Here is a 14,978-nt window from a genome sequence, read left to right as displayed (position 1 = left end):
ATGTGTCAGGCATCGGGTAGGTGTGGCGCGCGCTCAGATGCGCATCGGCATCACGACGTACTTGAAGCTGTCGTTCTCGGGGATGGTCAGCAGCGCCGAGCTGTTGCCGTCCTGCAGGTCGATCCTGATCATGTCCTGGCCCATGTTGGACAGGGCGTCGATCAGGTAGGTGACGTTGAAGCCGATCTCGATGGTGTCGCCACCGTAGTCGATGTCCAGCTCGTCCATGGCCTCTTCCTGCTCGGCGTTGTTGGAGGCCACGCGCAAGGTGCCGGGCTCCACCGTCAGGCGCACGCCCTTGAACTTGTCGCTGGTCATGATGGCCGTGCGCTGCAGGCTGGCCAGCAGCGGGGCGCGGCCCAGGGTCACGCTGTTGGTGTGGTTGCGCGGGATGACGCGGTTGTAGTCGGGGAACTTGCCCTCGACCAGCTTGGTCACGAACTCCATGCCGCCGAAGGTGAACTTGGCCTGGTTGTTGGCGAACTGCATCTCGATGTGGGGCTGGTTCTCGCCGCCGGCATCCGACAGCAGGCGCTGCAGCTCCAGCACGGTCTTGCGCGGCAGGATCACTTCCTGCTTGGGCACTTCCACGTCCAGCTGGCTGCTTGCAAAGGCCAGTCGGTGGCCGTCGGTGGCCACCAGGGACAGCTGCTTGCCCTCGGCCACGAACAGGATGCCGTTGAGGTAGTAGCGGATGTCCTGCACGGCCATGGCGAAGGAGACCTGGCCCAGCAGGTCCTTGAGCACCTTCTGCGGCACGCTGAAGGAAGGGCCGAAGGCCGCAGCCTCCTGCACCAGCGGGAAGTCCTCGGCCGGCAGGGTCTGCAGCGTGAAGCGGCTCTTGCCGCCCTTGAGCACCATCTTGGCCTGCTGGGTCTCCAGGCTCACGGTCTGGTCGCCGGGCATGGTCTTGAGGATGTCGATCAGCTTGCGCGCGCCCACGGTGGTGGTGAAGTCGCCGGTGTCGCCGCCGAGTTCGGCGGTGGTGCGGATCTGGATTTCCAGGTCGCTGGTGGTCAGCTGCAATGCGTTGCCGGTCTTCTTGATCAGCACGTTGGCCAGGATGGGCAGCGTGTGGCGGCGTTCGACGATGCCGGACACCGATTGCAGGACCGCGAGAACTTTGTCTTGTGTGGCTTTCAGGACGATCATGTCAACCTCTGATTTAAGGATGCGGGTCTCGGTGGGAGCGGCGGCTCACACATGAGCCCCCTCTTGCCGCTCGAATCCCCCATTTTGCCGCGTACGCAGGGCCTGAACGGGGGAGTTTTCATCAACCTTTGAGAGTTTGCTCCAGCACGTGCAGCTGCTGGTTCAGCTCGGTCAGCTGCTGGCGTTCGCCGGCGATCTTGCGCACCGCGTGCAGCACGGTGGTGTGGTCGCGTCCGCCGAACAGCTCGCCGATCTCGGGCAGGCTCTTCTGGGTCAATTCCTTGGCCAGGTACATGGCAATCTGGCGCGGCCGGGCAATGCTGGCCGGGCGCTTCTTGCTGTACATGTCGGCCACCTTGATCTTGTAGTAGTCGGCCACCGTCTTCTGGATGTTTTCCACGCTGATCTGGCGGTTCTGGATGGACAGCAGATCACGCAGGGCCTCGCGGGCCAGCTGGATGGAGACTTCCTTCTGGTTGAAGCGCGAATAGGCCAGGATCTTGCGCAGCGCGCCTTCGAGCTCGCGCACGTTGGAGCGCACGTTCTTGGCCACGAAGAAGGCGACTTCCTCGGGCATCTCGGCGTTCTCGGCGCGGGCCTTGTTGATCAGGATGGCCACGCGCATCTCCAGCTCGGGCGGCTCGATGGCCACCGTCAGCCCGGAGTCGAAGCGCGAGACCAGCCGCTCGTGGATGTTGGCCAGGCCCTTGGGATAGGTGTCCGAGGTCATCACGATGTGGCTCTTCTTGGCCAGCAGGGCCTCGAAGGCGTTGAAGAACTCCTCCTGCGTGCGGTCCTTGTTGGCGAAGAACTGCACATCGTCGATCAGCAGCAGATCCAGCGAGTGGTAGCGCTCCTTGAATTCGTCAAAAGTGCGGCGCTGGTAGGCCTTGACCACATCCGAGACGAACTGCTCGGCGTGGATGTAGAGAACTTTCGCGTCGGGCTTGTCGGCCAGCAGCTTGTTGCCCACGGCATGCACCAGGTGGGTCTTGCCCAGGCCCACGCCGCCGTAGATGAACAGCGGGTTGTACAGGTGGCCGGGCGAGCCCGCCACATGCATGGCGGCCGAGCGTGCCATGCGGTTGGCCGTGCCTTCCACCAGGGTTTCAAAGGTCAGCGCGGCGTTCAGGCGCGTACGGAAGACCGGCGCTGCCGCGTCTTCGCCAGTGACCGTGGGCACCGAGGTGACAATGGTTTCCGGTGGGGCCGAGCGCTCGCTGGAAGATGGGCGAACATAAGTACGCACAACGCTTTCCCGTTGAGCGAGCGCTAACTCAAGTGTCACCGGCTGGCCATAGAGCGACTCCAGCATGGCCGAGATTCGGCCTGCATATTGGGCGCGGATCCAGTCGAGCTTGAAGCGGTTGGCCACGTAGACGGTGACTTTGGAGAAGTCTTCGGCGACGTGCGCGGTCAGGGGCTTGATCCAGGTGTTGAACTGCTGCTCAGGCATTTCCTGCCCCAGTTGCTCAACGCAGACTTGCCACAGGCCCTGGCCTGCATCGTTCGTAGGTTCCTCTGTCATTGTCGAAGTCTAGTTGTGGATAGGAGGAACTGTTGCGAGGCTGCCATTGTAGCTTTTGCGGAAGTTATCCACAAAATATCAGGAGCTTGTCCTCTGCCCTGTCGCAAAATGGGCAGGCATCCTTCGGGTTCGAAGGGCATTGCATCAAGTGGGCAACGCTGTGATAATCGCGGGTTTCCCTGAATGTGTTCAGGGTGATATGTCCCGCCCGTCTGCATCGGGTCTGCATGCTGCTGCTGGTTGCCTTGGGCGAAACCTTCCCGGTTCGCGCTCCTGGCCGCACATGGCAAGTGCATCGTGCAGATTTTTGGCAGGTGGCCTGGCGGTTTGCCTTTGTGGCGGCTGCTGGCTGCACTGCGTGTAGCGTGCCGGATACGGGACCGGTGCAAAACTGAACCTTCTCTAGGAACCAACATGAAACGTACTTACCAACCCTCCAAGACCCGTCGCGCCCGCACCCACGGCTTTCTGGTCCGCATGAAGACCAAGGGCGGCCGCGCCGTGATCAACGCTCGCCGCGCCAAGGGCCGCAAGCGTCTGGCCGTCTAAGGCCAGCCATTGCTGGGCGGTTTGCTCGCTGCACTGAACCCCTGAAAGGGGTGCTGGAATGCAACGGCTGAAAACACGTCCGCAGTTTCAGGCCGCCATGGCTGCCGGTACGGTTTCGCGTACCGCGCACTTCGCCCTGCACCGTCTCGTTCTGACGGAGCAGGTCGCTGCCATGCCGCCACCGACAGGGCCCGGATCGCAAGATCCGCAGGCCCTGTTCGGCGTTGGCGCGGTGCGCCGGGATGCCTGGCTGGGTGCCATGGTGCCCAAGCGCTGGGCGCGCCGATCGGTGACACGCCACACCATCAAGCGGCAGATCTACGCCGTGGGCGGCGAGCACGAGGCCTTGATGCTCCATGGCGCGCATGTGGTGCGATTGCGCTCGGGCTTTGACCGGCGCCAGTTCGTGAGCGCCACGTCCGATGTGCTCAAGCAGGCGGTTCGTGCCGAGCTGCAGCAGCTGTTCGCCCATGCCGCGAAACGCCTGTCGCAGCCGGCACCCGGGTTGCCTCAGCCAGCGCAGGAGCCGGCCGCTGCCGCTGGCGAGCCTGCCGGAGCCACGCCATGATGCAGCGGCTGCTGATGGCGCTGGTGCGTGGCTATCGGCTGATGCTCAGTCCCTGGCTGGGCTCGGCCTGCCGCTTCACGCCGACCTGCTCTGCCTATTCCCTTGAAGCGCTGGAGCAACACGGCGCTGCGGTAGGCTCCTACCTGACACTGCGCCGACTGGCGCGCTGTCATCCGTGGTGTGACGGGGGGCATGACCCTGTGCCAGAGCACAAGCCCAGGCTGTTCACCAGCCTGACGGCTGCGCCCGAAAACACCCAACCTTCCTCACCTAAGAAGTCTTCATGAACGATATTCGCCGCACCATCCTGTGGGTGATATTTGGCTTTTCGCTGGTCTTGCTATGGGACAAATGGCAAGTGCACAACGGCAAGAAGGCCACTTTCTTCCCCGCGCCGGCCGTGGCCACGGCCCCGGCACCTGAAACGGGCAAGGCGCCCGGCGACGCCAGCGTGCCCTCGGCAGCGACTGCGGCAACGGCCGGTGCCGGCGAAGTGCCTGGCGGCGCTGCCGCGCCCGAGGCTGCCCCGCGCCAGAACGTGACCATCAGCACCGACGTGCTGCGCCTGACCTTCGACAGCCAGGGCGGCACGCTGCGCCATGCCGAGCTGCTCAAGTACGCCGATTCCGCCCACAAGGACAAGCCGGTCGTGCTGTTCGACGAGAGCGTGCACCGTGTGTATCTGGGCCAGTCGGGCCTGATCGGCGGCGGTTTCCCCACGCACAAGACGACCATGACCGCGCTGCCCGGTGCACGCGAGCTCAAGGACGGCGAGGACCAGATGGAGCTTCGCTTCGAGTCGCCCGACATGGGCGGCGTGAAGCTGGTCAAGATCTGGACGCTCAAGCGCGGTGCCTACGACATCGGCGTGCGCCATGAAGTGGTGAACACCGGCACGACTGCCGTGAACCCGCAGCTGTACCTGCAGCTGGTGCGCGACGGCAACAAGCCCGAAGGCGAAGAGTCCACCATGTACTCCACCTTCACGGGCCCGGCCGTCTACACCGACGAGAAGAAGTACCAGAAGGTCGAGTTCAAGGACATCGAAAACGGCAAGGCCAGCGTCGAGAAGTCGTCCTCGGGCGGCTACGTGGCCATGGTCCAGCATTACTTCGCCAGCGCCTGGCTGCTGGCCGAAGGCGTGCAGCGCGAGAACTTCCTGCGCAAGGTGGACAGCAACCTCTACGCCGTCGGCATGATCACGCCCGTGGGCACCATCGAGCCCGGCCAGAGCAAGAGCGTGGAAGCGCGCCTGTTTGCCGGACCCCAGATCGAAAAGCGCCTGGAGGCTCTGGCCCCCGGCCTGGAGCTGGTCAAGGACTATGGCTGGCTGACCATCCTGGCCAAGCCGCTTTACTGGCTGCTGGACAAGCTGCACGGTTTCCTGGGCAACTGGGGCTGGTCCATCGTGGCCCTGGTGCTGCTGCTGAAGATCGCCTTCTACTGGCTCAATGCCAAGGCCTACTCCTCGATGGCCAAGATGAAGGCCATCAACCCGCGCATCATGGAAATGCGCGAGCGCCTCAAGGACAAGCCCCAGCAGATGCAGCAGGAGATGATGCGCATCTACCGCGAGGAAAAGGTCAACCCCATGGGCGGCTGCCTGCCCATCATCATCCAGATCCCGGTGTTCATCGCGCTGTACTGGGTGCTGCTGTCCAGCGTGGAAATCCGCAACGCGCCCTGGATCGGCTGGATCACCGACCTGTCGGCCAAGGACCCGCTGTTCATCCTGCCCGTGCTGATGACCCTGTCGTCGCTGCTGCAGACCGCGCTGAACCCCGCTCCGCCGGATCCGATGCAGGCCAAGATGATGTGGATCATGCCCCTGGTCTTCAGCGTGATGTTCTTCTTCTTCCCGGCCGGCCTGGTGCTGTACTGGCTGACGAACAACATCCTGTCCATTGCCCAGCAGTGGATCATCAACACCCGCATGGGCGTGCCGCCGCAGTTCAATCTGCCCAACTTCGGCAAGACCAAGCCTGCCAAGTAAGCCTGCGAAGGCCCTGGCTCCAAAGCCCGCTTCGGCGGGCTTTTTTCATGGGCGGCCTATCATCGGCGGCCTGAAATCCCTTCCCAAGAAAGCTCCATCCATGCTGCCCCGCCACAACGACCCCATTGCCGCCATCGCCACCGCTCCGGGGCGCGGCGCCGTGGGCATCGTGCGCGTCTCCGGCAAGGGGGTGGCGCCGCTGGTGCGGGTGCTGTGCGGGCGCGACCTCAAGCCGCGCGAGGCCACCTACCTGCCGTTGCGCGATGCCGCAGGCGGACCCATAGACCACGGCCTGGCCCTGTTCTTCCCGGCGCCGCACAGCTACACCGGCGAGGACGTGCTGGAGCTGCAGGCCCACGGCGGCCCGGTCGTGCTGCAGCTGCTGCTGGCACGCTGCCTGGAGGCGGCGCAAGAGCCTCTCGAAGGCCATCGCAGCGTACTGCCTGGCCTGCGCCTGGCCCAGCCTGGGGAATTCACCGAACGTGCCTTTCTCAACGACAAGATCGATCTGGCCCAGGCCGAAGCCATTGCCGACCTGATCGACGCCAGCACCGAGGCCGCCGCGCGCAGCGCGAGCCGCTCGCTGTCGGGAGCCTTCTCCGAGGAGATTCATGGCCTGCGCGATGCGCTGGTGCACCTGCGCATGCTGGTCGAGGCCACGCTGGACTTTCCCGAGGAAGAGATCGACTTCCTGCAAAAGGCCGATGCCAGCGGCCAGCTCGCGCGGCTGCGCGGCAAGCTGGACCAGGTGCTGTCGCGCGCCCACCAGGGTGCGCTGCTGCGCGAAGGCATCAAGGTCGTGATCGCAGGGCAGCCCAATGCGGGCAAGAGCTCGCTGCTCAATGCGCTGGCCGGTGCCGAGCTGGCCATCGTCACGCCCATCGCCGGCACCACGCGCGACAAGGTGCAGCAGACCATCCAGATCGAGGGCGTGCCGCTGCACGTGATAGACACAGCCGGCCTGCGCGAGAGCAGTGACGAAGTCGAGCGCATCGGCATCGCCCGCGCCTGGGAGGAGATCGCTGCGGCCGATGCCGTGCTCTTCCTGCACGACCTCACGCGCATGGGCGACAACGACTATCTGGCCGCAGACGCGGCCATCGCCGAAACCCTGGCCCAGAAGCTGCCGGGCCAGGTGCCCGTGATCGATGTCTGGAACAAGACCGATCGCGCCGAGCCGGCCCAGCTGCAGGCGCATGGCGGGCGCGAAGGCAGCGTGGCGCTGTCGGCACGCACTGGCGACGGCCTGGATGCGCTGCGCCGGCGCCTGCTGGATGTGGCCGGATGGCAGTCCGCTCCCGAAGGCCTGTACCTGGCGCGCGCACGCCATGTGGAGGCGCTGCAGGCCGTGGCCGCGCACCTGGAAGAGGCCGAGCTGCAGCTGGCGGCCCAGGCCGCCCATCTGGACCTGCTGGCCGAGGAACTGCGCCTGGCCCAGGTCTCGCTGAACTCCATCACCGGGGAATTCAGCTCGGATGACCTGCTGGGTGTGATCTTCTCGAGCTTTTGCATTGGCAAGTGACAGAGGGGATGCGGGCTGAGCGCGGCATGCCCAGCACGGCTGATGGGATGGCGGCAATATTTATCTTTTGCTACAAAATTTGCCGTCGAAAACCCACGCGCCGGCATTGGCGTGCACGCTGCCGTCGCTTAGCATGCGGCGTGCCGCAGCGGCCCTTGCCGCTGCCTGTCGCCGGGTGCCGTCCCGGAGCGGGTACGCGGCCCACTTCGAACCGGATCCGCCATGTCTTCTTCCTCCCACAATGATTTGCGGCCCTTGGCCCAGGCCATGTCGTCGGCCGTGGCTGTCGACGGTGTGCAGAACGCGCTGACCTCGGAGCAGTGGGATCTGCTGGCACCTTACCTGGTGCCCGTCACTCTGGCCGCGGGCGAGCTGCTGTTTGCCGAAGGTTCGCTGGACCGCAATCTGTACTTCGTGGAGTCCGGCAGCCTCAGCGTGCACTACCAGGATGCCAAGGAGCGCATCCGCCTGGCCATCGTCGGTCCGGGCTCCATCCTGGGCGAGGGCGCCTTCTTCGCGCACCGCGCGCGCCACGCCACCGTGCAGGCTGCCGCGCCGGGGCGCCTGTGGTGCCTGACGGCCATGCGCTTCGCCGAACTCAGCAACCGCCAGCCCGGGGTGGCGCTGGCCCTGGTCATGGCCGCCGGCCAGGTCCTGGCGCGACGCGCGGTGGACAGCCGCCGCCGGGTGGCGAGCACCTGAGCAGCACCTGAACGGCACTTGGGCGAAGGCTCTCCGGGGGCCGGGTGGGATTACAGACCGGGCTTTGCTCTGCGACAAATTGATACAGCGGTTTTTGCAACACCTGTGCTCAAAATGTCGCCAAGTTGCAGGCACAATGCCGCGAGTTTGTGACTATTCGTGACAATGAGAGCCCCCATGTCTGTGTTCAACTGGTTTTCCCGCAAGCCTTTGCCCGAACAGGGCCGTGGTTCGCCTGGAAACGATGGCCAGGCCAACCCCGCGGCACGCCGTGATGCCGTCGCGGCCGGGCGCCGCAGCGAGCGGTCCGAGCGCCGTGAGCAGCTCTATGGCGTGGTGCGCGATGTCATGGTGCGTGCCGGGGTGTTGTCGGCCAGCTACAAGTTCAAGGTGCTCTCGCTGGACAGCGTGGGCCAGCGCTTCGTGGTGATGATGGACCTGGCACGGGCCTATGCCAGCGAAACCGCTCGGCTCAGCGAGATCGAGGCCATGCTGGCCCAGGCGGCCAAGGCCCGCATGGGCGCGGTCGTGACAGCCGTGTACTGGCGGGTCAGCGACCAGAACGCTGCCGCCCAGGCCCAGGTGCATTCCGTGGCCGTGCGCACACCGCGTCCCGTCCAGCCCGTGGCCGTCCCCGCCGTGGCTGCGATGGAGGCCGTGGCGCCCCAGCGCCGCAGGCAGGACACGGCGCCGTTCGAGCCCATAGACGACCAGGAAATGGCCGCCTTCAAGATGGCCGTGGCGGCCATGCCCGCTGCAGCCCGTGGTGCGGGCTCTGCAGCTGCGGCGCCCGCCGGCGTGCGCCGCTCGGGCCCCTTGCTCGGGCCGGGCGCAGGCGAACGCGGCGCGGACTTTCACCACAGCACGCTGGACCATCTGGACCTGGGTGTCACCCAGTACGGCGAACTGCGCTGACCGGGCGCCGCCCTGATTCAGTGGCCGGCGAAATCCACCAGCGTGAACAGCGGCAGGCCGCCATCGTGCAGCAGGGTGGAGCCGCCCAGTTCGGGCAGATCCACGATGGCCGCGCCCTCGATCACCGTGGCGCCCAGCTTTTCCAGCAATCTCTTGCCGGCCATCATGGTGCCGCCGGTGGCGATCAGGTCGTCGATCAGCAGTACGCGATCGCCGGTCTTGACGGCATCTGTGTGCAGCTCCACCGTGGCGCTGCCGTATTCGAGCTCATAGGTTTCCTCCACCGTGGTGAACGGCAGCTTGCCCTTCTTGCGGATGGGCACAAAGCCAACGCCCAGCTCGTGGGCCACCACGGCACCCAGGATGAAGCCGCGTGCATCGAGCCCTGCCACCACGTCGGGGCGCATGCCGCGCTGCATGTAGCGGTGCACGAAGGCGTCGGTCATCACGCGAAAGACCTGGGGATCCTGCAGCAGCGGCGTGATGTCGCGGAACTGCACGCCGGGCGCCGGCCAGTCGGGCACGGTGCGTATGTGCGATCGCAGGTAGTCGTTGACGCTGAGGGTGGTGTGCATGGCGCTGGATCGGGGGCTGGAAAGAACGGGCCAGTGTACCCAGACGCCCGATGGGGGCCGCCGCCGGGTAGCCAGACCGCCTAAAATCTTCCAGATGAATTCTGATGCTGCCACCTTGAATGCGCTGGATACGTCCAGGGTCCTGCGCCTGGCCCGCGACACCCTGGGCATCGAGGCCGATGCCCTTCTTGCCATGTCGCAGCGCCTGGATGGCGTGTTCGGTGAAGTGGTGCAGCGCATCCTGAGCCTGTCCGGCCGCGTCGTCGTGATGGGCATGGGCAAGAGTGGCCACGTCGGGCGCAAGGTGGCGGCCACCCTGGCATCCACGGGCACTCCCGCCTTCTTCGTGCATCCGGGCGAGGCCAGCCATGGCGACCTGGGCATGGTGACCGGCATCGATCTGGTACTGGCGCTGTCCAACAGCGGCGAGGCCGATGAACTCACCGTGCTGCTGCCTGCCATCAAGCGCCAGGGCATACCCCTGGTGGCCATGACCGGCGGCGCGCAGTCCACGCTGGCCCGCCATGCCGACTGGGTGCTGGACACCCGTGTGGAGCGCGAGGCCTGCCCTTTGAACCTGGCACCCACGGCCAGCACCACCGCGCAGATGGCCATGGGCGACGCCCTTGCCGTGGCACTGCTCGATGCACGCGGCTTTGGCGCCGAGGACTTTGCGCGCTCCCATCCGGGCGGCGCGCTGGGCCGCAAGCTGCTGACCCATGTGCGCGATGTCATGCGCAGCGGCAAAGAGCTGCCCAAGGTCGGGGCCGATGCCAGCTTTGTCGAGTTGATGCGCGAGATGAGCGCCAAGGGCCTGGGCTGCTCGGCCATCGTCGATGCGGCAGGCGTGCTGCAAGGCATCTTCACCGACGGAGACCTGCGCCGCCGTGTCGAGGCCGGCACCGACCTGCGCGCGCTGCAGGCCGGCGATGTCATGCACAAGGGCCCCCGCACCATCGCCGAAGACGCGCTGGCCGTCGACGCCGCCAGCATGATGGAGGAGCACGGCATCACCGCCGTGCTGGTGGCCGATGCGCAGCACCAGCTGCGCGGCGTGGTCCATATCCGCGACCTGATGCGCGCCAAGGTAATCTGATGGCACGCGCTCCCTTGACGCCCGTGCAGAACTGGGACGCACCGCTGCTGCTGCTGGCGCAGGACGTGCGGGTGGCATTCTTCGATGTCGATGGCGTGCTGACCGATGGCGGCCTGCTGTTCTCTGGCGAAGGCGAAGTGCTCAAGCGCTTCAACACGCTGGACGGCCATGGTCTGAAACTGCTGCAAAAGGCTGGCATCACGCCCGCCGTGGTGACGGGCCGCGATTCGCCCGCGCTTCGCCTGCGGCTGAGCAATCTGGGCGTCACGCATGCGCGCTTTGGCACGGAAGACAAGGTGCCTGCCGCCGAGGCCATCCTGAAGGAGCTGGGCCTGCAATGGCACCAGGCGGCAGCCATGGGCGACGACTGGCCGGACCTGCCCGTGATGCGGCGCTCCGCCTTCGCCTGCGCACCGGCCAACGCCCATGACGAAGTGCTGGCCGTGGCCGATTGGGTCACGCCGCGCAGCGGCGGTGAAGGAGCGGTGCGCCAGCTGTGCGACCTGCTGCTGGCCGCGCGTGGCGCCTATGCCGGGCTGCTGGCGGAATACGCATCATGACCCAGGCCTGGCGCCGCGTCGGTGACCGGCTTTCCCTGTACCTGCCCGTGCTGCTGATGGGCCTGCTGGCGCTGGGCACCTGGTGGCTGGTGCGCAATGCGCCGCAGCCCCTGGCCAGCGGCACCGAAAAGGCCGTGGCGCACGAGCCCGACTATTTCATGAAGGATTTCTCGATCAAGAGCTTCGATGCCACGGGGCGTCTGAAGAGCCAGATCGAGGGCAGCATGGGCCGCCACTATCCCGATACCGACACGCTTGAAATCGACAACGTCCGCATGTTCGCGGTCTCGCCCGAAGGCCGCATCACGCGCGGCAGTGCGAACCGGGCGCTGAGCAATGCCGATGGTTCCGAGGTGCAGATGTTCGGCAATGCCATCGTCACGCGAGAGCCATTTGTGACAGCAGGTAAACAGCCGCAGCCGCAGTTGCAATTCCAGGGCGAATTCCTGCACGCCTGGCCCAACGAGGAGCGCGTGAGTTCCAACCAGCCCGTGGTGCTGACCCGTGGCAAGGACCGCTTCACGGCCGACAGCATGCACTACAGCAACCTGGATCTGGTCATGAAACTGCAGGGCCGCGTGCGCGGCACCCTGCAGCCTTCCAGGACCAAGTAAGGCGCCAGCGCAAGCGCAGGCGTGCCGATGGAGAACAAGCCATGACGACATCCTCGCGCAGCCCGGCACCCCTGGCCTTCATCACCGGCGCATCCAGCGGCATAGGCCAGGCCCTGGCCTGGCACGCCTACCAGCAAGGCTGGTCGCTGGCGCTGGTGGCTCGGCGCGGCGACGTGATGGCGCAATGGGCTGCGCAACAGGGCCTGGACTCCTCGCGTTTCGCCCTCTACGAGGCTGATGTGGGCGTGCCTGACAGCATCATCGCCGCCGCCCGGCGCTGCGAGCAGCAGCAGGGCCTGCCCGATGTCGTGATCGCCAATGCTGGCGTCAGCTGGGGCGTGGACACCTCGATGCGCGAGGACATCGACACCATGCAGCAGGTGCTGGCCGTCAACACGATGGGGGTTGTGGCCAGCTTCCACCCCTTCATCGCACCCATGGTGCAGCGTGGAAGCGGGCAACTGGTCGGAATTTCCAGTGTGGCCGGGCTGCGCGGCCTGCCAGGACACGGCGCTTATTGCGCCAGCAAGGCTGCAGTCATTGCCTATTGCGAAAGCCTTCGCGGTGAATTGCGCAGTAGTGGCGTAAAAGTCACGACATTGCTTCCTGGCTATGTGGATACACCCCTCACGCGTGGTAACCGCTATGGCATGCCATTCCTATTGGAGCCGCAGGAGTTTTCCGCAAGGGCCTGGCGTGCCATTGAAGCTCGCCGCAGTCTGGTCATCATTCCATGGCAAATGGCCTGGGTGGGGCGGTTGATGAAAATTCTCCCCAACGCGATATTCGACAGGCTGCTTGTAGGACGGAAGCGCAAACATCGGCATTTGGAAAATCCCTGATGCCCATTGCCGTTCGGAATATGCTCATGCACGCATCTTGTGCGTAAAAAAGGCTCCATGAAGGAGCCTTTTTGATTCGGGGTAACACTGAGAACCGTGGATCTCATTCCCCGTTGTTATTGTTGTTTCCCCAGCCGCCGCCACGGCCGCCATTGCGGGGGCCGGAGCCATAAGGGCTGCGGAATCCGCCGTCGCCACGACCGCCGTAGCCGCCGCCACCGCCGCCGTCGCCACGGCCATAGCCGCCACGGTCGCCACCGTCACCGCGTCCGTAGCCACCGCCATCACCGCGGCCACCGCCACCGTAACCGCCGCCGCCGCCACCATCACCACGGCCATAGCCGCCGCCACCGCCGCCAAAGCCGCCCGAACGCGGGGGGCGAGGCTCCATGGGACGTGCTTCGTTTACCACGAGGCTGCGTCCGCCCAATGGCTGGCCATTCATGCCCTGAACGGCAGCCTGAGCCTCGGCATCACTGCCCATCTCGACAAACCCGAATCCCTTGGAACGGCCTGTGTCGCGCTCCATCATGACCCGGGCGCTGGTGACAGCGCCGAACTGGCTGAATGCCTGCTCCAAGTCGTTGTCACGCACACCATAGGGAAGGTTGCCGACGTAAAGCTTATTGCCCATCAAAAACTCCTCAACTCCTCAATGCTCACTGGTTTGCGCTCGGCTTCAGGACGCACAGACATCAGGTTCCTTGTATACAAGAGCCTGGCCAACCTTCCTAAACACATAGCGTTCGAACGGGTCTGCCCGAAACTAAATTATGAAGCACAAAAATCAAAAAGATAAATGCTCGAAAACACAAGCTGATAACGTTTGGCAACAAAAAAGGGGCCCGGAGGGCCCCTTTTTTTGCTAACGCATGCTCTAAGCGAGAGCTTAGTAGCTGTTGCGACGGCCACCGCCGTAGCCGCCGTCGCGGTTGCCACCGCCGAAGCCGCCACCGCCGCCACCACCGAAGCCGCCGCCGAAGCCGCCGCTACGGGGAGCGCGGGGCTCCATCGGGCGGGCTTCGTTGACCACCAGGTCACGGCCGCCGCGGTTTTGGCCGTGCAGGCCTTGGATAGCAGCTTGTGCTTCGGCATCGCTGCCCATTTCGACGAAGCCGAAACCCTTGGAACGGCCGGTGTCGCGCTCCATCATTACCTTGGCGCTGTTAACGGCGCCGAATTCGCTGAAGGCTTGCTCCAGATCGCTGTCACGGAAGGTGTACGGCAGGTTGCCGACGTAAAGCTTGTTGCCCATGGAGGACTCCTGAAAAAACTGGAAAACGCGATGGAGCCCTAGGGAGTCAACACGGGATGACAACGTTAGAGACGCAAACGCACTAGCACTCATTGAGCCGAAGCCCGAACGAAAGCTCGCCCATTATGTGGCAGAAGTTTTCGCACGTTATTACTGTTTCGCAAAAATTCGTCGTGCCCGCCACAGAATGCCCCTGGGAGTTACCCTGAAATTGCGGCAGCGCATAAGCAAGTGCCTTGGCGGCAGTGGGGGCCGGCATGCAGATCCGAGGGCTGCTATGATCGCCGGCTCAGTCTTTGGGGAGTAGATCGTTCGGCTCAGCAGCCGGATGCATGCGTCAACAAACTTGGGCCTTCGCTGGCCTATGGCGTATGCGGCGCGCAGTGCAATGCTGCGTGTGACCGATCGAGACCATTGACCGCGCACCGATCCAAAGGCCGGAGTCGGAGCGTGGTCAATGCGTGCTCTATCCGGCCGGATAAATCCCCACACCATGGAAGCCTTCCTGATTTCAACCTCCGTCGTCGCGCTTGCCGAGATGGGGGACAAGACCCAGCTGCTGTCGCTGGTGCTCGCCGCGCGTTTTCGCAAACCCTGGCCCATCGTTGCGGGCATTTTCGTGGCCACCCTGGTCAACCATGCGCTGGCCGGTGCCGTGGGCGCCTGGATCACCAGCTATCTTGGCGAGAACGCCATGCGCTGGATTCTTGGCCTGTCCTTCATCGCCATGGCGGTCTGGATGCTGATCCCCGACAAGCTCGACGAGGACGAGGTCTCCGGGCATTCGCGCTGGGGCGTCTTCGGCACGACGCTGGTGGCCTTCTTCCTGGCCGAGATGGGCGACAAGACGCAGATTGCCACCGTGATGCTGGCGGCCAAGTACAACGCCTACCTGTGGGTGGTGGCCGGCACCACGCTGGGCATGATGCTGGCCAACGCTCCCGTGGTGTGGCTGGGCGACAAGCTGGTCAAGCGCGTGCCCATCCGGCTGGTGCATGTGATCTCGGCCGTGATCTTCCTGGTGCTGGGCGTGCTGGCCCTGTTCCTTCCGGGGGCAGGCGTTTTGGCATAATGATTCTTCATGCGCCGATTTGCTTCTGCTTGCGG

The 14,978-nt window shown here is 64.9% G+C and carries 17 protein-coding genes; 12 read left to right on the top strand and 5 right to left on the bottom strand.

Annotation, left to right across the window (positions count from 1 at the left end):
- Nucleotides 1–33 precede the first annotated feature (33 nt).
- The gene (gene dnaN / locus GRX31_RS00340; protein ID WP_016447260.1) at nucleotides 34–1,152 is read right to left on the bottom strand and encodes a DNA polymerase III subunit beta; all 1,119 of its coding nucleotides are present in this window, start codon (nucleotides 1,150–1,152) and stop codon (nucleotides 34–36) included.
- Between the two features lie 121 nt (nucleotides 1,153–1,273).
- On the bottom strand, nucleotides 1,274–2,680 hold the full coding sequence (gene dnaA / locus GRX31_RS00335; protein ID WP_016447259.1) for a chromosomal replication initiator protein DnaA: 1,407 nt from the start codon (nucleotides 2,678–2,680) through the stop codon (nucleotides 1,274–1,276).
- A gap of 414 nt (nucleotides 2,681–3,094) precedes the next feature.
- Here dnaA and rpmH point away from each other — a divergent pair, with 414 nt between their 5' ends.
- From rpmH to GRX31_RS00300, 7 genes are all read left to right on the top strand, one after another.
- Nucleotides 3,095–3,229, top strand: a complete 135-nt coding sequence (rpmH, locus tag GRX31_RS00330) for a 50S ribosomal protein L34 (protein ID WP_012207856.1) — start codon at nucleotides 3,095–3,097, stop codon at nucleotides 3,227–3,229.
- A 58-nt stretch (nucleotides 3,230–3,287) separates the two neighbouring features.
- Nucleotides 3,288–3,797 (top strand): ribonuclease P protein component, encoded by a 510-nt coding sequence (locus tag GRX31_RS00325; protein WP_047217511.1) that lies wholly within the window; start codon nucleotides 3,288–3,290, stop codon nucleotides 3,795–3,797.
- Nucleotides 3,794–4,084, top strand: coding sequence for a membrane protein insertion efficiency factor YidD (yidD, locus tag GRX31_RS00320; protein WP_016447257.1), 291 nt, complete (start codon nucleotides 3,794–3,796; stop codon nucleotides 4,082–4,084). Before GRX31_RS00325 ends, yidD begins: the two co-directional genes overlap by 4 nt.
- Entirely contained in the window at nucleotides 4,081–5,790 is a 1,710-nt protein-coding gene (yidC, locus tag GRX31_RS00315; protein ID WP_016447256.1) for a membrane protein insertase YidC, read from the top strand. The genes yidD and yidC overlap by 4 nt, the downstream gene beginning before the upstream one ends.
- A 100-nt stretch (nucleotides 5,791–5,890) precedes the next feature.
- Complete coding sequence (mnmE, locus tag GRX31_RS00310) at nucleotides 5,891–7,312, top strand: tRNA uridine-5-carboxymethylaminomethyl(34) synthesis GTPase MnmE (protein WP_016454193.1); 1,422 nt, start codon at nucleotides 5,891–5,893, stop codon at nucleotides 7,310–7,312.
- A gap of 222 nt (nucleotides 7,313–7,534) precedes the next feature.
- A complete protein-coding gene (locus GRX31_RS00305) occupies nucleotides 7,535–8,014 on the top strand; it encodes a Crp/Fnr family transcriptional regulator (protein WP_016447254.1) in 480 nt (159 codons plus the stop codon).
- A gap of 177 nt (nucleotides 8,015–8,191) precedes the next feature.
- Nucleotides 8,192–8,929 (top strand): hypothetical protein, encoded by a 738-nt coding sequence (locus GRX31_RS00300; RefSeq protein ID WP_016447253.1) that lies wholly within the window; start codon nucleotides 8,192–8,194, stop codon nucleotides 8,927–8,929.
- A gap of 17 nt (nucleotides 8,930–8,946) precedes the next feature.
- On the opposite strand, the gene GRX31_RS00295 is transcribed toward GRX31_RS00300, so the two are convergent.
- Complete coding sequence (locus tag GRX31_RS00295) at nucleotides 8,947–9,504, bottom strand: adenine phosphoribosyltransferase (protein ID WP_016454194.1); 558 nt, start codon at nucleotides 9,502–9,504, stop codon at nucleotides 8,947–8,949.
- A gap of 94 nt (nucleotides 9,505–9,598) precedes the next feature.
- Between GRX31_RS00295 and GRX31_RS00290 the strand changes: the two genes are divergently transcribed.
- Genes GRX31_RS00290 through GRX31_RS00275 form a run of 4 tightly spaced genes read left to right on the top strand, consistent with a single transcriptional unit; the run spans nucleotide 9,599 to nucleotide 12,616 of the window.
- Nucleotides 9,599–10,600 (top strand): KpsF/GutQ family sugar-phosphate isomerase, encoded by a 1,002-nt coding sequence (locus GRX31_RS00290; protein ID WP_016447251.1) that lies wholly within the window; start codon nucleotides 9,599–9,601, stop codon nucleotides 10,598–10,600.
- Complete coding sequence (locus GRX31_RS00285) at nucleotides 10,600–11,160, top strand: KdsC family phosphatase (protein WP_016454196.1); 561 nt, start codon at nucleotides 10,600–10,602, stop codon at nucleotides 11,158–11,160. Before GRX31_RS00290 ends, GRX31_RS00285 begins: the two co-directional genes overlap by 1 nt.
- The gene (lptC, locus tag GRX31_RS00280; protein ID WP_016454197.1) at nucleotides 11,157–11,774 is read left to right on the top strand and encodes an LPS export ABC transporter periplasmic protein LptC; all 618 of its coding nucleotides are present in this window, start codon (nucleotides 11,157–11,159) and stop codon (nucleotides 11,772–11,774) included. The genes GRX31_RS00285 and lptC overlap by 4 nt, the downstream gene beginning before the upstream one ends.
- Nucleotides 11,775–11,815: 41 nt before the next feature.
- A complete protein-coding gene (locus GRX31_RS00275; RefSeq protein ID WP_016447248.1) occupies nucleotides 11,816–12,616 on the top strand; it encodes an SDR family oxidoreductase in 801 nt (266 codons plus the stop codon).
- 103 nt (nucleotides 12,617–12,719) lie between these two features.
- Here GRX31_RS00275 and GRX31_RS00270 read toward each other — a convergent pair whose 3' ends face one another.
- Nucleotides 12,720–13,250 carry an RNA recognition motif domain-containing protein gene (locus GRX31_RS00270; protein ID WP_074921147.1) on the bottom strand — a complete coding sequence of 177 codons (531 nt, stop codon included), beginning with the start codon at nucleotides 13,248–13,250 and terminating at the stop codon, nucleotides 12,720–12,722.
- 255 nt (nucleotides 13,251–13,505) lie between these two features.
- Nucleotides 13,506–13,871, bottom strand: coding sequence for an RNA recognition motif domain-containing protein (locus GRX31_RS00265; protein ID WP_016447246.1), 366 nt, complete (start codon nucleotides 13,869–13,871; stop codon nucleotides 13,506–13,508).
- Nucleotides 13,872–14,364: 493 nt separating this feature from the next.
- On the opposite strand from GRX31_RS00265, the gene GRX31_RS00260 reads away from it, so the two are divergent.
- The gene (locus GRX31_RS00260; protein WP_034348253.1) at nucleotides 14,365–14,943 is read left to right on the top strand and encodes a TMEM165/GDT1 family protein; all 579 of its coding nucleotides are present in this window, start codon (nucleotides 14,365–14,367) and stop codon (nucleotides 14,941–14,943) included.
- Nucleotides 14,944–14,978: the final 35 nt, after the last annotated feature.

It is taken from the genome of Delftia sp. CH05 (assembly GCF_009827015.1).
In the GTDB taxonomy this organism is placed as follows: domain Bacteria; phylum Pseudomonadota; class Gammaproteobacteria; order Burkholderiales; family Burkholderiaceae_C; genus Comamonas; species Comamonas tsuruhatensis.
The sequence above is the reverse complement of the archived record's forward strand: the minus strand, read 5'-3'. Positions and strand labels throughout refer to the sequence as shown.

Excerpts from the sequence above, each read along its gene's own strand:
- dnaN (WP_016447260.1), bottom strand. The coding sequence starts at position 1,152 with ATGATCGTCCTGAAAGCCACACAAGACAAAGTTCTCGCGGTCCTGCAA.
- dnaA (WP_016447259.1), bottom strand. The coding sequence starts at position 2,680 with ATGACAGAGGAACCTACGAACGATGCAGGCCAGGGCCTGTGGCAAGTC.
- rpmH (WP_012207856.1), top strand. The coding sequence starts at position 3,095 with ATGAAACGTACTTACCAACCCTCCAAGACCCGTCGCGCCCGCACCCAC.
- GRX31_RS00325 (WP_047217511.1), top strand. The coding sequence starts at position 3,288 with ATGCAACGGCTGAAAACACGTCCGCAGTTTCAGGCCGCCATGGCTGCC.
- yidD (WP_016447257.1), top strand. The coding sequence starts at position 3,794 with ATGATGCAGCGGCTGCTGATGGCGCTGGTGCGTGGCTATCGGCTGATG.
- yidC (WP_016447256.1), top strand. The coding sequence starts at position 4,081 with ATGAACGATATTCGCCGCACCATCCTGTGGGTGATATTTGGCTTTTCG.
- mnmE (WP_016454193.1), top strand. The coding sequence starts at position 5,891 with ATGCTGCCCCGCCACAACGACCCCATTGCCGCCATCGCCACCGCTCCG.
- GRX31_RS00305 (WP_016447254.1), top strand. The coding sequence starts at position 7,535 with ATGTCTTCTTCCTCCCACAATGATTTGCGGCCCTTGGCCCAGGCCATG.
- GRX31_RS00300 (WP_016447253.1), top strand. The coding sequence starts at position 8,192 with ATGTCTGTGTTCAACTGGTTTTCCCGCAAGCCTTTGCCCGAACAGGGC.
- GRX31_RS00295 (WP_016454194.1), bottom strand. The coding sequence starts at position 9,504 with ATGCACACCACCCTCAGCGTCAACGACTACCTGCGATCGCACATACGC.
- GRX31_RS00290 (WP_016447251.1), top strand. The coding sequence starts at position 9,599 with ATGAATTCTGATGCTGCCACCTTGAATGCGCTGGATACGTCCAGGGTC.
- GRX31_RS00285 (WP_016454196.1), top strand. The coding sequence starts at position 10,600 with ATGGCACGCGCTCCCTTGACGCCCGTGCAGAACTGGGACGCACCGCTG.
- lptC (WP_016454197.1), top strand. The coding sequence starts at position 11,157 with ATGACCCAGGCCTGGCGCCGCGTCGGTGACCGGCTTTCCCTGTACCTG.
- GRX31_RS00275 (WP_016447248.1), top strand. The coding sequence starts at position 11,816 with ATGACGACATCCTCGCGCAGCCCGGCACCCCTGGCCTTCATCACCGGC.
- GRX31_RS00270 (WP_074921147.1), bottom strand. The coding sequence starts at position 13,250 with ATGGGCAATAAGCTTTACGTCGGCAACCTTCCCTATGGTGTGCGTGAC.
- GRX31_RS00265 (WP_016447246.1), bottom strand. The coding sequence starts at position 13,871 with ATGGGCAACAAGCTTTACGTCGGCAACCTGCCGTACACCTTCCGTGAC.
- GRX31_RS00260 (WP_034348253.1), top strand. The coding sequence starts at position 14,365 with ATGGAAGCCTTCCTGATTTCAACCTCCGTCGTCGCGCTTGCCGAGATG.